The organism is Pseudomonas sp. SJZ080, from assembly GCF_007828295.1.
Lineage (GTDB): Bacteria > Pseudomonadota > Gammaproteobacteria > Pseudomonadales > Pseudomonadaceae > Aquipseudomonas > Aquipseudomonas migulae_A.
On the sequence record NZ_VIUK01000028.1, the window covers coordinates 1 to 14,194 of the forward strand.

The 14,194-nt window shown below is 59.0% G+C and carries 14 protein-coding genes; 9 read left to right on the forward strand and 5 right to left on the reverse strand.

The window, feature by feature from the left end; genetic code table 11:
* Nucleotides 1-306: 306 nt before the first annotated feature.
* Together FBY04_RS27090 and FBY04_RS27095 are read right to left on the reverse strand one after the other, a co-directional pair.
* Nucleotides 307-927 (reverse strand): TetR/AcrR family transcriptional regulator, encoded by a 621-nt coding sequence (locus FBY04_RS27090; RefSeq protein WP_145318294.1) that lies wholly within the window; start codon nucleotides 925-927, stop codon nucleotides 307-309.
* A gap of 159 nt (nucleotides 928-1,086) precedes the next feature.
* A complete protein-coding gene (locus tag FBY04_RS27095) occupies nucleotides 1,087-1,302 on the reverse strand; it encodes a helix-turn-helix domain-containing protein (protein ID WP_306092737.1) in 216 nt (71 codons plus the stop codon).
* A gap of 108 nt (nucleotides 1,303-1,410) precedes the next feature.
* Between FBY04_RS27095 and FBY04_RS27100 the strand changes: the two genes are divergently transcribed.
* From FBY04_RS27100 to FBY04_RS27125, 6 genes are all read left to right on the forward strand, one after another.
* Entirely contained in the window at nucleotides 1,411-2,355 is a 945-nt protein-coding gene (locus tag FBY04_RS27100) for a PDR/VanB family oxidoreductase (RefSeq protein ID WP_145318297.1), read from the forward strand.
* Nucleotides 2,356-2,405: 50 nt separating this feature from the next.
* Entirely contained in the window at nucleotides 2,406-3,737 is a 1,332-nt protein-coding gene (locus tag FBY04_RS27105) for an aromatic ring-hydroxylating dioxygenase subunit alpha (protein WP_145318300.1), read from the forward strand.
* Nucleotides 3,727-4,260 (forward strand): aromatic-ring-hydroxylating dioxygenase subunit beta, encoded by a 534-nt coding sequence (locus tag FBY04_RS27110; protein ID WP_145318304.1) that lies wholly within the window; start codon nucleotides 3,727-3,729, stop codon nucleotides 4,258-4,260. The genes FBY04_RS27105 and FBY04_RS27110 overlap by 11 nt, the downstream gene beginning before the upstream one ends.
* Entirely contained in the window at nucleotides 4,260-4,853 is a 594-nt protein-coding gene (locus tag FBY04_RS27115) for a cysteine hydrolase family protein (RefSeq protein ID WP_145318307.1), read from the forward strand. The genes FBY04_RS27110 and FBY04_RS27115 overlap by 1 nt, the downstream gene beginning before the upstream one ends.
* Nucleotides 4,850-5,662 carry an SDR family oxidoreductase gene (locus FBY04_RS27120; protein ID WP_145318310.1) on the forward strand — a complete coding sequence of 271 codons (813 nt, stop codon included), beginning with the start codon at nucleotides 4,850-4,852 and terminating at the stop codon, nucleotides 5,660-5,662. Before FBY04_RS27115 ends, FBY04_RS27120 begins: the two co-directional genes overlap by 4 nt.
* 63 nt (nucleotides 5,663-5,725) lie before the next feature.
* Entirely contained in the window at nucleotides 5,726-6,961 is a 1,236-nt protein-coding gene (locus tag FBY04_RS27125; RefSeq protein ID WP_145318313.1) for a dienelactone hydrolase family protein, read from the forward strand.
* 77 nt (nucleotides 6,962-7,038) lie between these two features.
* Here FBY04_RS27125 and FBY04_RS27135 read toward each other — a convergent pair whose 3' ends face one another.
* The 3 genes from FBY04_RS27135 to FBY04_RS27145 form a co-directional block, all read right to left on the reverse strand.
* Complete coding sequence (locus tag FBY04_RS27135) at nucleotides 7,039-8,073, reverse strand: AraC family transcriptional regulator (RefSeq protein ID WP_084317840.1); 1,035 nt, start codon at nucleotides 8,071-8,073, stop codon at nucleotides 7,039-7,041.
* Between the two features lie 27 nt (nucleotides 8,074-8,100).
* The gene (locus tag FBY04_RS27140; RefSeq protein ID WP_174602645.1) at nucleotides 8,101-9,114 is read right to left on the reverse strand and encodes an AraC family transcriptional regulator; all 1,014 of its coding nucleotides are present in this window, start codon (nucleotides 9,112-9,114) and stop codon (nucleotides 8,101-8,103) included.
* A gap of 363 nt (nucleotides 9,115-9,477) precedes the next feature.
* Nucleotides 9,478-10,734 (reverse strand): OprD family porin, encoded by a 1,257-nt coding sequence (locus FBY04_RS27145; RefSeq protein WP_145318316.1) that lies wholly within the window; start codon nucleotides 10,732-10,734, stop codon nucleotides 9,478-9,480.
* A 412-nt stretch (nucleotides 10,735-11,146) separates the two neighbouring features.
* On the opposite strand from FBY04_RS27145, the gene antA reads away from it, so the two are divergent.
* From antA to antC, 3 genes are read left to right on the forward strand one after another with little or no spacing between them, the layout of a single operon-like run.
* Complete coding sequence (antA, locus tag FBY04_RS27150) at nucleotides 11,147-12,550, forward strand: anthranilate 1,2-dioxygenase large subunit (protein ID WP_084317843.1); 1,404 nt, start codon at nucleotides 11,147-11,149, stop codon at nucleotides 12,548-12,550.
* A 2-nt stretch (nucleotides 12,551-12,552) separates the two neighbouring features.
* Nucleotides 12,553-13,044, forward strand: coding sequence for an anthranilate 1,2-dioxygenase small subunit (gene antB, locus FBY04_RS27155; RefSeq protein WP_145318320.1), 492 nt, complete (start codon nucleotides 12,553-12,555; stop codon nucleotides 13,042-13,044).
* A gap of 18 nt (nucleotides 13,045-13,062) precedes the next feature.
* Entirely contained in the window at nucleotides 13,063-14,088 is a 1,026-nt protein-coding gene (gene antC / locus FBY04_RS27160; protein ID WP_084317845.1) for an anthranilate 1,2-dioxygenase electron transfer component AntC, read from the forward strand.
* The last annotated feature ends 106 nt before the right edge of the window (nucleotides 14,089-14,194 follow it).

Below are 14,194 nucleotides of genomic sequence, written 5' to 3' on the forward strand. Positions count from 1 at the left end.
ACGGTGTTCATGAGAGATCCTCCTTCGGTAAAGAGAGAAACCCGGTAAGTCTAGACTCACCGGGTTTCTCGAGCCGAGCTGACCATCTCATTAAGGCACATAAACACCTACACCGAACACCCAATGCTCATCGATGGGTTTGACGTAGTACCCCATAGGCACACCATGTTTATACACGTGACCAATTCAGAGATCGGTCACAATACGGATAAATAAATGCCCTTCGCCGGAGGGCAGAAGGGCCAAGTGAAAAGCCATTTGATGAACTGTGCTTGCCCGCAAATGCCGTAAACCTTTAGTCGAAGGTCAAGGCATGAGGCTACGCAAGATGAGGTTGGAGGTGAGCATGGGCGCCTCCTCGACGAAATCGAGGTTGTACTGCAGCAGCAAAGGGTTGACGAAGGGGCGCAGCGCGAGATGTATCGCTTCTACTGTTTCATCCAGCGGAGTCTTGCGTTCAAATTCGCCAATCTCTCGCCCCTCCCGAACAATTTGCGACACGAAGCTTTTGATCTGTGCGTCATAAGCCTGCGTACTGGTCCAGCTTTCCGACGCCGCGAACGCTGCTATGTCATAGAGTTTTCGGTCGTTGAAGAACAGATTCACACCTGTGGCGATAACAGTTTTGACCAAACGTCGAAAGCGCTCCGTTGGAGACAGGCCTTCGACATTGATAGCCTGCTCCACTGCCGCGACGATTTCTGCCAGACAATTAGCGCAGATGGCCTCACCGATTGCTTGCTTGGAATCAAAGAATTTATAGATGTAAGCCTTGGAAAACCCGATGGCCTTGGCCAGGTCGGAAACCGTGGTTTTACCGTAGCCGTATTGACTGAAGTGCTCGTTGGCCGCCGCGACAATCTGGTCTCGAATGTCGTGATCGGCTGGGCCACGGAAGCTGGGCGAAGATATTGATGGCTGATTCATGGGAATAGCTTACTCACCCTATCGAGGACATACAAATTGTGACCAATAGTAAACATAGTCACAAATCGAATATTCGGAAACCATAGCTGATCAGATCTGAAACGGGCTGACGTTTGATAATCGAACAGGGCGGATTAGCGCTTCAAAAGTCCATCGTCGCTAACGTTTGTTAGTCATACCCTTCGCATCATGCTGCTGGCGAAGCTCAGCCCAGTCGATAAGGGCTGTCATGGCCGGGCCGAGCGCATGACCAAGCGCCGTCAGCGCGTGCTCCACTCGCGGCGGTACCTCTGGATATACGGTGCGCTGAACGATGTCGTCCTGCTGGAGTCCTTTCAACTGCTGAAGGACGCCCGGTCCCGCGTATTTACGCAAAATGTGGCTATCGACTTGCCGGTATCGGCTTTTTCACCCCAGCCCCCTCTCCCTACAGTGTGTACGACTTCAACGGCGAGCAGCGCTCGCCCCGTTCAGGAACCGTGCATGCCCAGCCTGTCTTTGCGTATCGAAAGGATCGATCTGCTCACGCCTCACATTCGTCGCATGATCCTGGTCGATGACGCCGGCCACACCCTGCCCGGTTTCACCCCGGGTGCTCATATCGAAGTGCAGATACCAGGCAGCAAACCCAGGTGGCGTGCTTACTCGCTGGTCAGCCTGCCTGAACACCCTCACTACGAGATCGCGGTGCAACTGGAAGACCAGAGCAGCGGTGGTTCGCGCTGGATGCACGAGGTGCAAGTCGGTCAGCAACTGGTGGTCCGCGCGCCCAACAACCATTTTCCTTTGGTGGCTAATGCCAGTGACTACCTGCTGATCGCGGGAGGAATAGGCATCACCCCAATGCTTGGCATGGCCCGCTCGCTCGCGGCCAGTCAGCAGCCGTTCACTTTGCACTATGCCGGTCGCGACGCAGGCCGCATGGCGTATCTGGAAGAGGTCCAGGCGCTCGGCACCGCCCGATGCTGGATCAGCGGCGGCGACCCGGCGCGACGCCTGCCCCTGAACAGCCTGCTGGATTCGCCTATCAACGGACGCCAGCTTTATGTGTGCGGCCCCAAGTCATTGATCAGCAACGTGCTGCAAACGGCTCGCGCACTGGGCTGGGACGACAGCCAACTGCACAGCGAATTGTTCATCGGCAGCCTCGACGCCGAGACCGAAGCCGGTTTTGAAGTGGAACTGCGCGCCAGTGGCGTAACGCTCCAGGTGCCCGCGGGCAAAAGCGTACTGGACGCAATGATAGAAGCCGAGCTGGACCCGATGTTCGATTGCCGTCGGGGTGACTGTGGGGTGTGCGTGGCCCAAGTGCTCGAAGGCACCGCTGACCACCGCGATATTTGTCTGTCGGAGCGCGAACGGGCTGACGGCAGCTTCTGCACCTGTGTATCCCGCGCCTCCAGCGCTCGCCTGGTGCTCGATTTGTAAGTGCGTTGTCGTACCACGCACCTCTTTATGGCTGGTTAAAAGGAGACATCATGATTCCCTCGAACGAACAGATCGCGGCCCTGATCCGCGACGACAGCGTGCACAAAAGCGTTTACACCGACCCTCAACTGTTTGATCTGGAAATGCAGCGAATCTATGGTCAGGCATGGATCTACGTCGGCCATGAAAGCCAGGTCAAAAACGTCGGTGACTACCACACCACACGTATCGGCGATCAGGACGTGATTCTGGTTCGCGGTGCCGATAAAAACGTCAATGTGCTCTACAACCGTTGCCCGCACAAAGGCGCCAAGCTGGTGGCCGAAGGCGACGGCAATGTCGGCAAGTTCTTCCGCTGCCCTTACCACGCCTGGACCTTCAAACTTGACGGCCAGCACCTTTCGGCACCGTTGAAGAACGGCTTCGAAGGCACCTGTTTCAACCCCCGGCACCCGGACTTTTCAATGGTGAGCCTGGCGCGGGTCGACAGCTATCGAGGCTTCGTGTTCGCCAGCCAGATCGATCATGGTCCAGACCTGAAAAGCTTTCTCGGCGGCGTGATCACCTCCATCGACAATCTCTGCGATCGCTCGCCGGTGGGTGAAGTCGAAGTGGCCGGCGGCATTTTTCGAGTCATGCAGCGCTCCAACTGGAAAGTCTTCTACGAAAATCTCCACGACACCATGCACGCTCGCGTCACGCATGAGTCCTCGGTGGACGCGGCCCGCAGCGAAGCCGAGTCCTTGGGAGAAATGCCTTTCGAACTGCTGATCATGGACGGCAACGGCGAGCCCTACGATTTCTGGGAAAAGCTCGAACTGCGTGCCTACAACAATGGACATGGCTACATGGAAGCGATCTTCGATCCGGCAGCCGCCGAGCGCGACGATGTGTCCAAGGCCCACTTCGAATGCCTGAGCGATGCCTATGGCGAAGAACGCGCCCGAGACATCATGGGAATGAATCGTCACAACACTGTGATCTACGGCAGCGGCTCGCCCCACACCGTGTTCATGCAGTTCCGGGTGATCCGGCCGATGGCCGTCGACCGCACCTTGGTGGAAATCCAGACGTTCCGCTGCAAAGGCGCTCCGGATGCCGTATTTGATCGGGCGCTGACGTACGCCAACGTCATCAACTCACCCTCCTCCAACGTCATGCCCGACGACGTCGAAGTCTATGCCCGCTGCCAGGAGGGCAACATGACCCGCGGTGGTGAATGGATCAGCATGCACCGTTATGTCGGCACCGACCGGTTGCTGCCCGATGGCGCGGTCTCGACCAATGGCACGAGCGAGCTGCCGATGCGCAACCAGTTCGCCGCCTGGAAGCACTACATGACCGCCACCCTGATCGCCAAGGAGAGCACCCATGCTGCTTGATCGCACTTTCGACGTCTCGACTCACGCCCTGATCCCGGCCCAGGTACCCAGCGAAACCTTGCGCGAGATCGAGCAGTTTCTCTATCGCGAAGCACGCCTGCTGGATGAGCGCCGCTTCTGGGAGTGGGACCAACTGTTTACCGATGCGGGCATGTACTGGGTGCCGCACCTGCATGGGCAGGTCGACCCTTTCGAACACATTTCGCTGTTCTGGGAAAACCGCATGTTGCGCGAAGTGCGCATCCGCCGGGTAGAGAACGTGCGTAACTGGTCGCAACAACCACCGACCCGCACGGCTCACCTGGTGGGCAATGTGATGGTCGAAGGACTCGACAGCCAAGGGCTGCTGGTGGTGAGCGCGACGTTCCAGGTCAGCGAATGGCGTCTTGAACAACGCCAGTTGGCCGGGCGCTACACCTACAAGCTGGCCAGTCAGGACAGCGGCGGCTGGAAAATCCAGCTCAAGCGGGTTGACCTGATCAACTGCAATGATGTGTTCGCCAACCTTGAGGTCTTTGTCTGATGGGGCGCCCGACCGTATTGGCCCTGCATTATCAGAATGACGTGTTGCATCCTGACGGCCGCATCCGGGTCGGGCTCGCAGCCGATGATCCGGCACGTGACGCCGTGCTGGACGCCGCCATCAGGCTGCAGCAAGGCGCCCGAGCACGGGGCTGGCCGATCATTCATGTGCGCGTGGCGTATCGCCCGGACTATGCCGACCTGGTACAGAACGCGCCGATCCTGCGCGCCGTCGCGGCCAGCGGTGCCGTCCAGGAAGGCACTTGGGGCGCGCAGTTCCATGACGCGTTGCAACCGCTGGAAGGCCCGGATGAATTCGTCATCACTCATACCCGCATCAACGCATTTTACGGCACACCGCTGGACACCCTGTTGCGCCAGCTTGAAACACGACAGTTGCTGATCGCCGGCGTCGCCACCCACTCGGTGGTGGAAAGCACGGTACGGCATGCCGTCGATTGCGGCTTCGAGGTGACGGTGCTGGCCGACGCCTGCGCCGCCGCCCGCCCCGCGACTCATCTGGCGGCGCTGGACAGCATGCGGTTGATCGCCACCGTCACGGATGTTGCAAGCACCCTGGAGTCAATGCCATGAAGTCCATTCCCACTGCCAACCTGCAAGGTCAGGTGGCGATCGTCACGGGCAGCACCCAGGGCCTGGGGACTGACATTGCTCGTCAACTGCTAAACGCCGGTGCCTGCGTCATGCTGGTCGGCCGCAACCGCGACATGGGGGCGCTACTGGCCAGCGAGTTGGGTGAACGCTGTCGCTTTGTCGCCTGCAATGTCGAGCTGGACGAGGATATCGATGACTGTATCGACACCACGCTGGCCGCCTTCGGCCGTCTCGACATTCTGGTCAACAACGCCTGTGTCTACGACGACCAGGGGCTACAGTCAGACCGCGCGCAATGGTTGAACACCCTCAACATCAACCTGGTGTCGGCGGCCATTTTCGTACAGAAAGCCACGCCGCACATGAGTGAAGGCGGCACCGTGATCAACATCGGCAGCACCGGCGGCAAGTTTGGCGCAGCCGGGCGAGCCCTGTACCCGGCGTCCAAGGCCGGTTTGCTGCAGCTGACCCGAAACCTTGCGGTGAGCCTGGCACCGGCTTCGATCCGGGTCATCAGCGTCTCGCCGGCCTGGACCTGGTCGCCGTCGGTGGCGAACCTGAGCGGCGGCGACCTTGCCGTGGCCGACCGCGTGGGGGCCACCTTTCACCCGCTTGGGCGCGTCGGGCGCGGCGAGGAGATCGGCCATGTGGTCGCCTTCCTGTGCAGCCATGGGGCGTCCTGGATTACCGGGGTAGACATTCCGGTGGACGGCGGTTTTTCGATCCTCGGCCCCGATCAGGGGCTCTCGCCCCGGGTGTGGTTCGAGCGCTTGCGTGACCCGGTCTGAATCGCTTCGCCTATTGAGCACCGCCAACAAAACCTGATGAAGAGTCGATAACGAGGTAATACCATGGGCAAGATAATCACCGTAAAAGCCAGCGACGGCAGCGGCAGTTTCGCCGGTTACCTGGCGCTGCCCGCCAGCGGCAAAGGTCCCGGCGTGGTAATAGGCCAGGAAATCTTCGGCATCAACGCCAACATGCGCGAAGTGGCCGATTTTTACGCCGAGGAAGGGTATGTCGCCTTGGTGCCGGACCTGTTCTGGCGCCTGGAACCGGGCGTAGACCTGGGGTACACCGAGGCCGACTTCGCCCGTGCCATCGAGCTGTTCCAGCGCATGGACGTGGACAAGGCTGTCGATGACATCGACGCCAGTTTCAGGGCACTCAGCGATTTGCCCGAAGTCGAGGACGTCGGTTTCGGCTATGTGGGTTTCTGCATGGGCGGCAAGCTGGCCTACCTGACGGCGACGAGAACCGACGCCGCCTGCTCGGTGGGCTATTACGGCATGGGCATTGAACAGTTGCTCGACGAAGCCGACAACATCAAAGGCCGCCTGGTGCTGCACTTCGCCGAACAGGATGGCTACTGCGATGCCAATGCCCGAACGCTGATCAGTCAGCGCCTGGGCGGCCGCAACAACGTCGAGATTTACACCTACCCCGACGTCGACCATGCCTTCGCCCGCAACGGTGGCATGCACTACAACAAGCCGGCTGCATTGATGGCCCATCAACGCAGCATCGCCGCACTCAAACAGGCCATCGGCCCGAACTACAACCTGTCCGAACTGTGGGAAAAGCACATCGAATTCGAGTTTGCCGTCCGCGATGTCCCGGCGACCATGGCGACCATGGTTGCCGAACCGTACGTCAACCACATTCCGACCATGACCGGTGGCGTGGGCTACCGCGAACTGAGCCGCTTCTACCAGAACCATTTCGTCCACGCCAATCCGCCGGACATGAAGCTGGTGCCCATCTCGCGCACTGTCGGGGCCTCGCAGATCGTCGACGAGTTCGTGATGTGTTTCACCCACACCAGTGAAATCGACTGGATGCTGCCCAACGTCGCGCCGACCGGTCAATACGTCGAAATACCGATGCTCGGGGTCATCAAGTTCCGGGGCGACAAGCTGTGTCACGAACATATTTACTGGGACCAGGCCAGCGTTCTGGTGCAGATCGGCCTGCTCGACCCCACCGGGTTGCCCGTGGCCGGTATCGAAACGGCGAAGAAACTGCTCGACGAACAACGGCCGTCCAATACGCTGATGGGCAAATGGGCGGACAGCGCCGAACAGTAATCGAACACTGCACCCTGTAGAGCGAGCTCGCGATGGACTTGAGGGCGACGCGTTTAACCCGACAACACGCGTTATCGTTAACGTCCATCGCGAGCAAGCTCGCTCCTGCAAGGGTCAGCATTCGCAGCCGTCTGATGCGGCAGTTCGCCAAAGCGTTCACGGTAATAACGGGCGAAACGCCCGAGATGACCAAAGCCATGTTCCAGGGCGACTTCAGTAATGCTCACGTCGCAACGACCGAGCAAACGATCGCGCACCGCTTCAAGCCGCAGGTTGCGCAACCGCTCCATGGGTGTTTGTCCGTAACAGCGCTGGCACAGGGTGTTGAGGCTGCGTTCGCTCATGCCCGCCGCAGCGGCCAGTTCGCCCAGGGAAAGTGCGTCCCCCAGGCGACTGCGCATCAAGTCTTCGATCTTGTGCAACTGTCGCAAGGCCTGACGCTGTGCTGGCGTCTCAACGACCGCTATCGGTGCCCCGTCGACTTTCGGTGGGTGGGTCAGCAGGAATAGCGGCAGGCTTTCTTCCAGATGTCGCAACCAGTGAGCATGCACCGGCTCGCCCTCGCTGGCCCCCAGCTGCTCAAGCAAATCATCGACCAGGCGCAACCAGCCACGCGCCTGACCAGTGTCGAGCCGGTAGGCGGGTGGCAAGCTGAAATCGGCGGCCAGCCCTCCTTCGTCCACCAGCCGTTCCTGCATCAGCCTCAACAAGGAGCGCGGCACCTTGAGCAGCAATTGTTCGCAGCCACGGTGCCAGACCAGTCGGGCCTGGCGATTGGGCGCGAGCACCGCCACTTGCCCCTCCTCCAACTCCAGCGCCAGCCCGTCGCACTCGATGCTGGCCCGCCCGCGCAATGGCATCTGCATCAATACGAAATCGGTAAAAGGCCGTGGCCGTACCTCAACCTCGGCACCGTAACGCAGGACAAACAATTGGCAACGTCCCACTTCAGCGCGGAAAAACGCGGTGTCGACATTGCCAGTGCGCCAGCTCAAGTCGTGTTCGACCAACTCACGCGCGAGCAGCCGATGACTTTCCTGCCGCGAGCGGCTGGTGAAGACCGGCGTCTGGCACAGCCTCGACAGATCAAGCCCCGCACCAGCGCCAGGCATAGGGTGAACCGATAGCGCAGCCATGGCTCAAAGCGACCGGTTTCGGCGAGCTTCGTTACGTTGCAGGGTGGTACTCGGTGTTTCATCGAACAGCTTGCGATACTCGCTGGAGAACCGGCCCAGGTGGGTAAAACCCCACCCCATGGCAATCACCGAGATATTGCGCGCCGAATTGTCCTCGAGGATTTCCTGGCGCACGGCACCCAGCCGGTGCTTCTTCAGATACGCCATCGGCGACATGCCAAAGTATTTCTTGAAACCTTCGAACAGCTTGAACCGCGACACACCGGAAATCGCCTCAATGTCTTCCAGGTGCAGCGCTTCGCGGGCATTTTCGTGGATGTACTGCTTGGCTCGAATCAGGTAGTGCGGCAGTTTGACGCCGAGCACATTGCGCAACTCATCGGAGTAGTTGTTCGGCTGGGCGAGGATCAAGCCCTTGATCAGCGAGCTCTCGATGTCGCGAGTGAAAAACGTCTGGTCATACAACTCGCGGCTGCGCTCCAGCTCGCCGATAAAGTAGCGAGCCATGCGCCACCACGACGCGGAGGACCCGTTGACGGCGTCCATCACCGGCTCGAAACGCAAGGGGGTTTCCAATGGCCGCTGCAGCATGTCTTCAAGGGACTTGCGCATGGCCGCACGGGTGATGACGACCTGGATCTTGCGGCAATCGCCGTTGATCGACAGCTCCTGGTTTTCGTGGGGCGACACGATGACTGCGCTGTCGCGATCGGACGTCACCTGACAGCCCTGCTTGCTTAAGTGTTGTTCGCCGACGAGGGGCAGACTGAGGCTGTAGCTGTTCAGGTGTTCGGCGTCTTCGATGCCGACCGTGACGTCGGTGCCGTACCCGATCACCCCCAGTGTCGTGGACATGGATTTGAGCACATTGCCACTGTGATGGAACTGAATGCGGTTGGGGTAGCTGGTCTTGAGCAGATGCGGCCCACAGATTCCGGCCATCCACTGCCGGGCACCATTGAGGTCATAACGCTCGATACGAATGTCACGAACATGTACATCAGGACTTGTACTCATCACGGGGCACCCACGGCTGTTTTATGAACGCGCTCTGACGGCACGCCTCTGATAGAAAGAGCAATCTTCATGCCGCGTGCCTCCCTCCGGGGGCCGGCCGAAATATGCGGATAACATTCACCGATTAATCGGATAAGGACAGTGCATCGCCAGAGCCGTCCATCCCCGTGAACGTCTTTCTCACGCCGTAAACACAGGTAGGGCGCTGCAAAAAAGAGCAGACACCCACCGGTCGGCACAATAGGCATGCATTGAACACCAGGCGTGATTGGGTATTACCTGCCCAGATGAGCAGGCAGGTGTTACCCCCTGGAATTGTTGAAGCGCAGGAGACCGAAATCTCGTTCGGAGGGTGCGGGTCGCTTACCAGAATTTACAGGTGTAAGTGGTGATAAGACGGTTTTCGTCGAAGTCATTACCATGGCGGAATTTGACGTTGATGTTGCGCAGTTCGACGCCAAGGTTCTTCAGCGGACCTTCCTGAACCACATAGGACAGATAGATATTGCGCTCCGACTCGCTGTTGTCGCTGAGGGCGCCGCGATCGATGTCGGTGCCGCGCATGTAACGCGTCATCAGTTTCAAGCCAGGCATACCCACGCCAGCGAAATCGAAGTCATACCGCGCCTGCCAGGATTTTTCGTTGGGTTTGACGAAGGCGATGGCGGACCAGTTCACGAGGTAGGGCTGCGGCGCGTAGCCGTTAAGGGTCGGAAACGTGCTGTCGCCGAGCATCCGTTGATAACCCAGGCCAAAGGAGTGGGCACCTTTGCGCAGGGTAGTCATGGCGCCATAGGAGCGGTTATCAATGCGGCCGTACAGGGCGTCGCCATCTTCCTTGTTGTTGAAATAGCGCAAATCGGTTTTCAGAGCGTAGCCGCCACCCAGGTCTGCCAGGTAGGTGGCACCCAGGTAATGCTGACGGTAGATGTCTTCCAGTTGCCCGTAGAAATAGGTCCCGGTCAGCGCCGGCGTGAACGCGTAACTGGCGCCGCCAAAGTTCAAACCGTCGCTGCGGCGCTGCACGTCAGGCCCGTTGAACAAGTACATTTTTTCGCTGTTGGAGGATTCGCGACCGCTGATTTCGGTAAAGCGCCCGCCTGTCAGCGTCAGCTTATCCACCTCTTTGGACTCGATCAGGGTGCCGTGATACGTGGTGACCAGTTGCCGCGAATCGTCGGTGTAGGCCACCGGCAGCGTTGGCCGATGCTCACCGTATTTCAACTCGGTCTTGGAGTAACGCACCTTCGCGGTGTAGCCGCCACGGCCGTAATCGGTCGCTTGTTCTTGCTTGCTGACGCTATAGGGAATGATGCTGTCAGGCCCCCGGCCACCACCGCCGTCGAGCCGGTAGGCGTACTGCATCGAAGCATCCAGGCCAAACTGCAACGGCCCCTCGGTATAGCCCGAGATGAAGCGCAGGTCGAAGCCTTGGGTCCAGCTGCCAACGCGGGAGTTCTTCGGGTTTTCGCCCTTGAAATCGCGATCGATGTAAAAGTTGCGCAAGCCCAGCCCCAGGTGGCTGTCTTCAACGAAGTCCGCCTGGGCCATCATCGGTGTAATCATTCCGGCCAGGCTGGCCGTCTGCACGCAACGGGTAAACCAACTCGCTTGAAACATAACTTATCCCCTCTTATTCAATGTGCGAACACATCAAGTAGCGGCGTGACCAAAGTGATCACTCCAATCGTTGGCAGTTGTTTCTTTATTAAAATATTCAGCATGAGTCGTTATGGTTGATGTCGCTCCGGCGAGACAGCCGATACGCATCGAGAAGGATTAGGCAGCATTGGCGCCAGAGTCTCTATCCTGTTAATTCGAGACTCATATCCGTTTACTTCGAATGATCAATTCCTCCTCGTTCGCCGTGCCGCTTCCGGCCAGCTATATCTAGGCCAACGCAGATTGGCCAATTTTATGGACTGTGTTTGCCGACAAAGCGGATAGACCCAGGTGCGGGCAACTTATTTAATGCGGACACAAACAACTTATTGAATGCACGAATTAGCCCGATGCAAAGAGGTATCGATTAATGAGCAGTGCAAAAAGCGTCGAACAGTGGAAAAGCTTTATTGAGGGCTGCCTGGACTTCCGGCCAGCGGAAGGCATCTTCCGAATTGCCCGGGATATGTTTACCGAGCCGGATTTGTTTGATCTGGAAATGGAATTGATCTTCGAGAAAAACTGGATCTACGCCTGCCACGAAAGCGAAATCGCCAACAAGCATGATTTCATGACCCTGCGCGCCGGGCGCCAGCCAATGATCATCACCCGCGATGGTGACGGCCAACTCAACGCACTGATCAACGCCTGCCAGCACCGGGGCACGACCCTGACCCGCGTCGGCAAGGGCAACCAGTCGACCTTCACCTGCCCGTTCCACGCATGGTGCTACAAAAGCGATGGTCGCCTGGTCAAGGTCAAGGCCCCCGGTGAATACCCGGAAGGTTTCGACAAAGCCACCCGCGGCCTGAAAAAAGCCCGCATCGAAAGCTACAAAGGGTTTGTGTTTGTCAGCCTCAATGTCGAGGGCACTGACTCGCTGCAAGATTTCCTCGGTGACGCCAAGGTGTTCTTCGACATGATGGTCGCCCAGTCGCCCACCGGTGAACTGGAAGTGCTGCCGGGCAAGTCCGTCTACACCTACGACGGCAACTGGAAACTGCAGAATGAAAACGGTCTGGACGGTTATCACGTCAGCACCGTGCACTACAACTACGTGGCCACCGTGCAGCATCGCCAGCAGGTCAATACCGAGAAAGGCCTGGTCGGGGCCGATACCCTGGACTACAGCAAGCTCGGCGCTGGCGACAAGGAAACCGACGATGGCTGGTTTGCCTTCCACAACGGCCACAGCGTGCTGTTCAGCGATATGCCCAACCCGGCGGTACGTCCCGGATACAGCACGATCATGCCGCGCCTGCTCGAAGAGTACGGCCAGGGCAAAGCCGAATGGATGATGCACCGGCTGCGCAACCTGAACATCTACCCGAGCATGTTCTTCCTCGACCAGATCAGCTCGCAGCTGCGCATTATTCGTCCGATCGCCTGGAACAAGACCGAGATCAACAGCTTCTGCCTGGGTGTGGTCGGCGAGTCGGATGCCGATCGGGAAAACCGCATTCGTCAGTTCGAAGACTTCTTCAACGTGTCCGGCATGGGCACCCCCGACGACCTGGTGGAATTCCGCGAAGCCCAGCGCGGTTTCCAGGCACGCCTGGAACGCTGGAGCGACATTTCCCGCGGCGTGGGCAAGTGGGTCGAGGGGGCGACGCCCAATAGCGAAACCATCGGCATCTCACCGGCGCTGACCGGCACCGAGTTCACCCATGAAGGCCTCTACGTCAATCAACATGGCAACTGGCAGCGCTTCATGCTCGAAGGTCTGGCGCGCAAAGCCGCCGAAGAGCAACCGTTGAAACTGCGTGAGGTGTGAACATGAATTCGCAACTGCAATACCGCGTCGAACAATTCTTCTACCGCAACGCTGAAGCCTGCGACGGCCAGGACTGGGATACCTACCTGTCGATGTTCAGCGACGACAGCGAGTTCCATCTGCCGCAATGGGACTCGGAACATGTCTACACCACCGACCCGAAAAAAGGCATGTCGCTGATTTACTACCCCAATCGTGGCGGCCTCGAAGACCGGGTGTTCCGTATTCGCACCGGCAAGGCGGCTTCGACCATCCCGATGCCGCGCACCCTGCACCTGATCAGCAATGTGCGGATTGCGCCACTGGACAACGACGAGCTGGAGGTGCGGGTCAACTGGCACACCCTCTACTACCGCCTGCAAACCGCCGAGCAGTTCTTCGGTCGCGCCACCTACCGCCTGCGGCCTGATGGCGAGAGCTGGAAAATCAGCCGCAAGCACGTGGTGCTACTCAACGACACGATCAATTCGGTGCTCGATTTTTATCACCTCTGACTGGCGGAAATCTGGATCATGAGTCACAAGGTCGCGTTCAGTTTTGCCGATGGCAAAACCTTGTTCTTCCCGGTACAGAACAATGAAATCCTGCTCGATGCGGCGCTGCGCAACGGCATCAATATCCCGCTCGATTGCCGGGAAGGTGTGTGCGGGACATGTCAGGGGCGCTGCGAGTCGGGCCAGTACAGTCAGGACTATGTCGACGATGAAGCGTTGTCGGCCGACGACCTGCGCCAGCGCAAAATGCTGACCTGCCAGACACGCGTCCAATCCGATGCTGCGTTCTACTTCGACTTCGCCTCCAGCCTGTGCAATGCGCCAGGCCCGGAGCGGCTCAAGGGCATCGTGCGGGCCGTCGAGCAGGTATCGCCGAACACCGCGATCCTGCATCTGGACGCCGGTGCCGATGGCCAGCAACTGGACTTTTTGCCCGGCCAGTACGCGCGACTGCAAGTGCCTGGCACAGACGGCCAGCGCTCCTACTCATTCGCCAACCGCCCCAATGGCAGTAACCAGTTGCAGTTCCTGATCCGGCTGCTGCCCGACGGGCTGATGAGCAATTACATCCGCGAGCGCAGCCTGATCGGCGACGAGATCATGCTCGAAGCCCCCCTCGGCGCCTTTTACCTGCGCCACGTCGACAAGCCGTTAGTGTTTGTCGCCGGCGGCACCGGGCTTTCAGCGTTCCTGGGCATGCTCGATCAACTCGCGGAGCGTGGTGGGTGCGGGCATCCGGTGCATCTGTACTACGGCGTGCGCAATGCCGCCGACCTTTGCGAAACCGCGCGCATCGCGGCCTACGCAGAGCGGATTCCCGGTTTTCGCTTCACCCCGGTCATCAGCGATCCGACCCCGGACTGGAGCGGCAGACGCGGTTACATCACCGAGCATTTCGACCTTGCCGAGTTTCGTGATCAGGACCTGGACATGTACCTCTGCGGCCCGCCGCCGATGGTCGAGTCGATCAAGCAATGGCTGGCCGTCCAGGCCCTGGATCAGACCCGCCTGTACTACGAGAAATTCACCGAAAGCAACACCTGACACTGGAACCCACAGCCAAAACAAATTTCCAGGCACCCGGACATTTTTTACTGCCCTCAACTAACAACTATGTCACGCGCGATGCGGACTTCATTAAAGGCGGCAC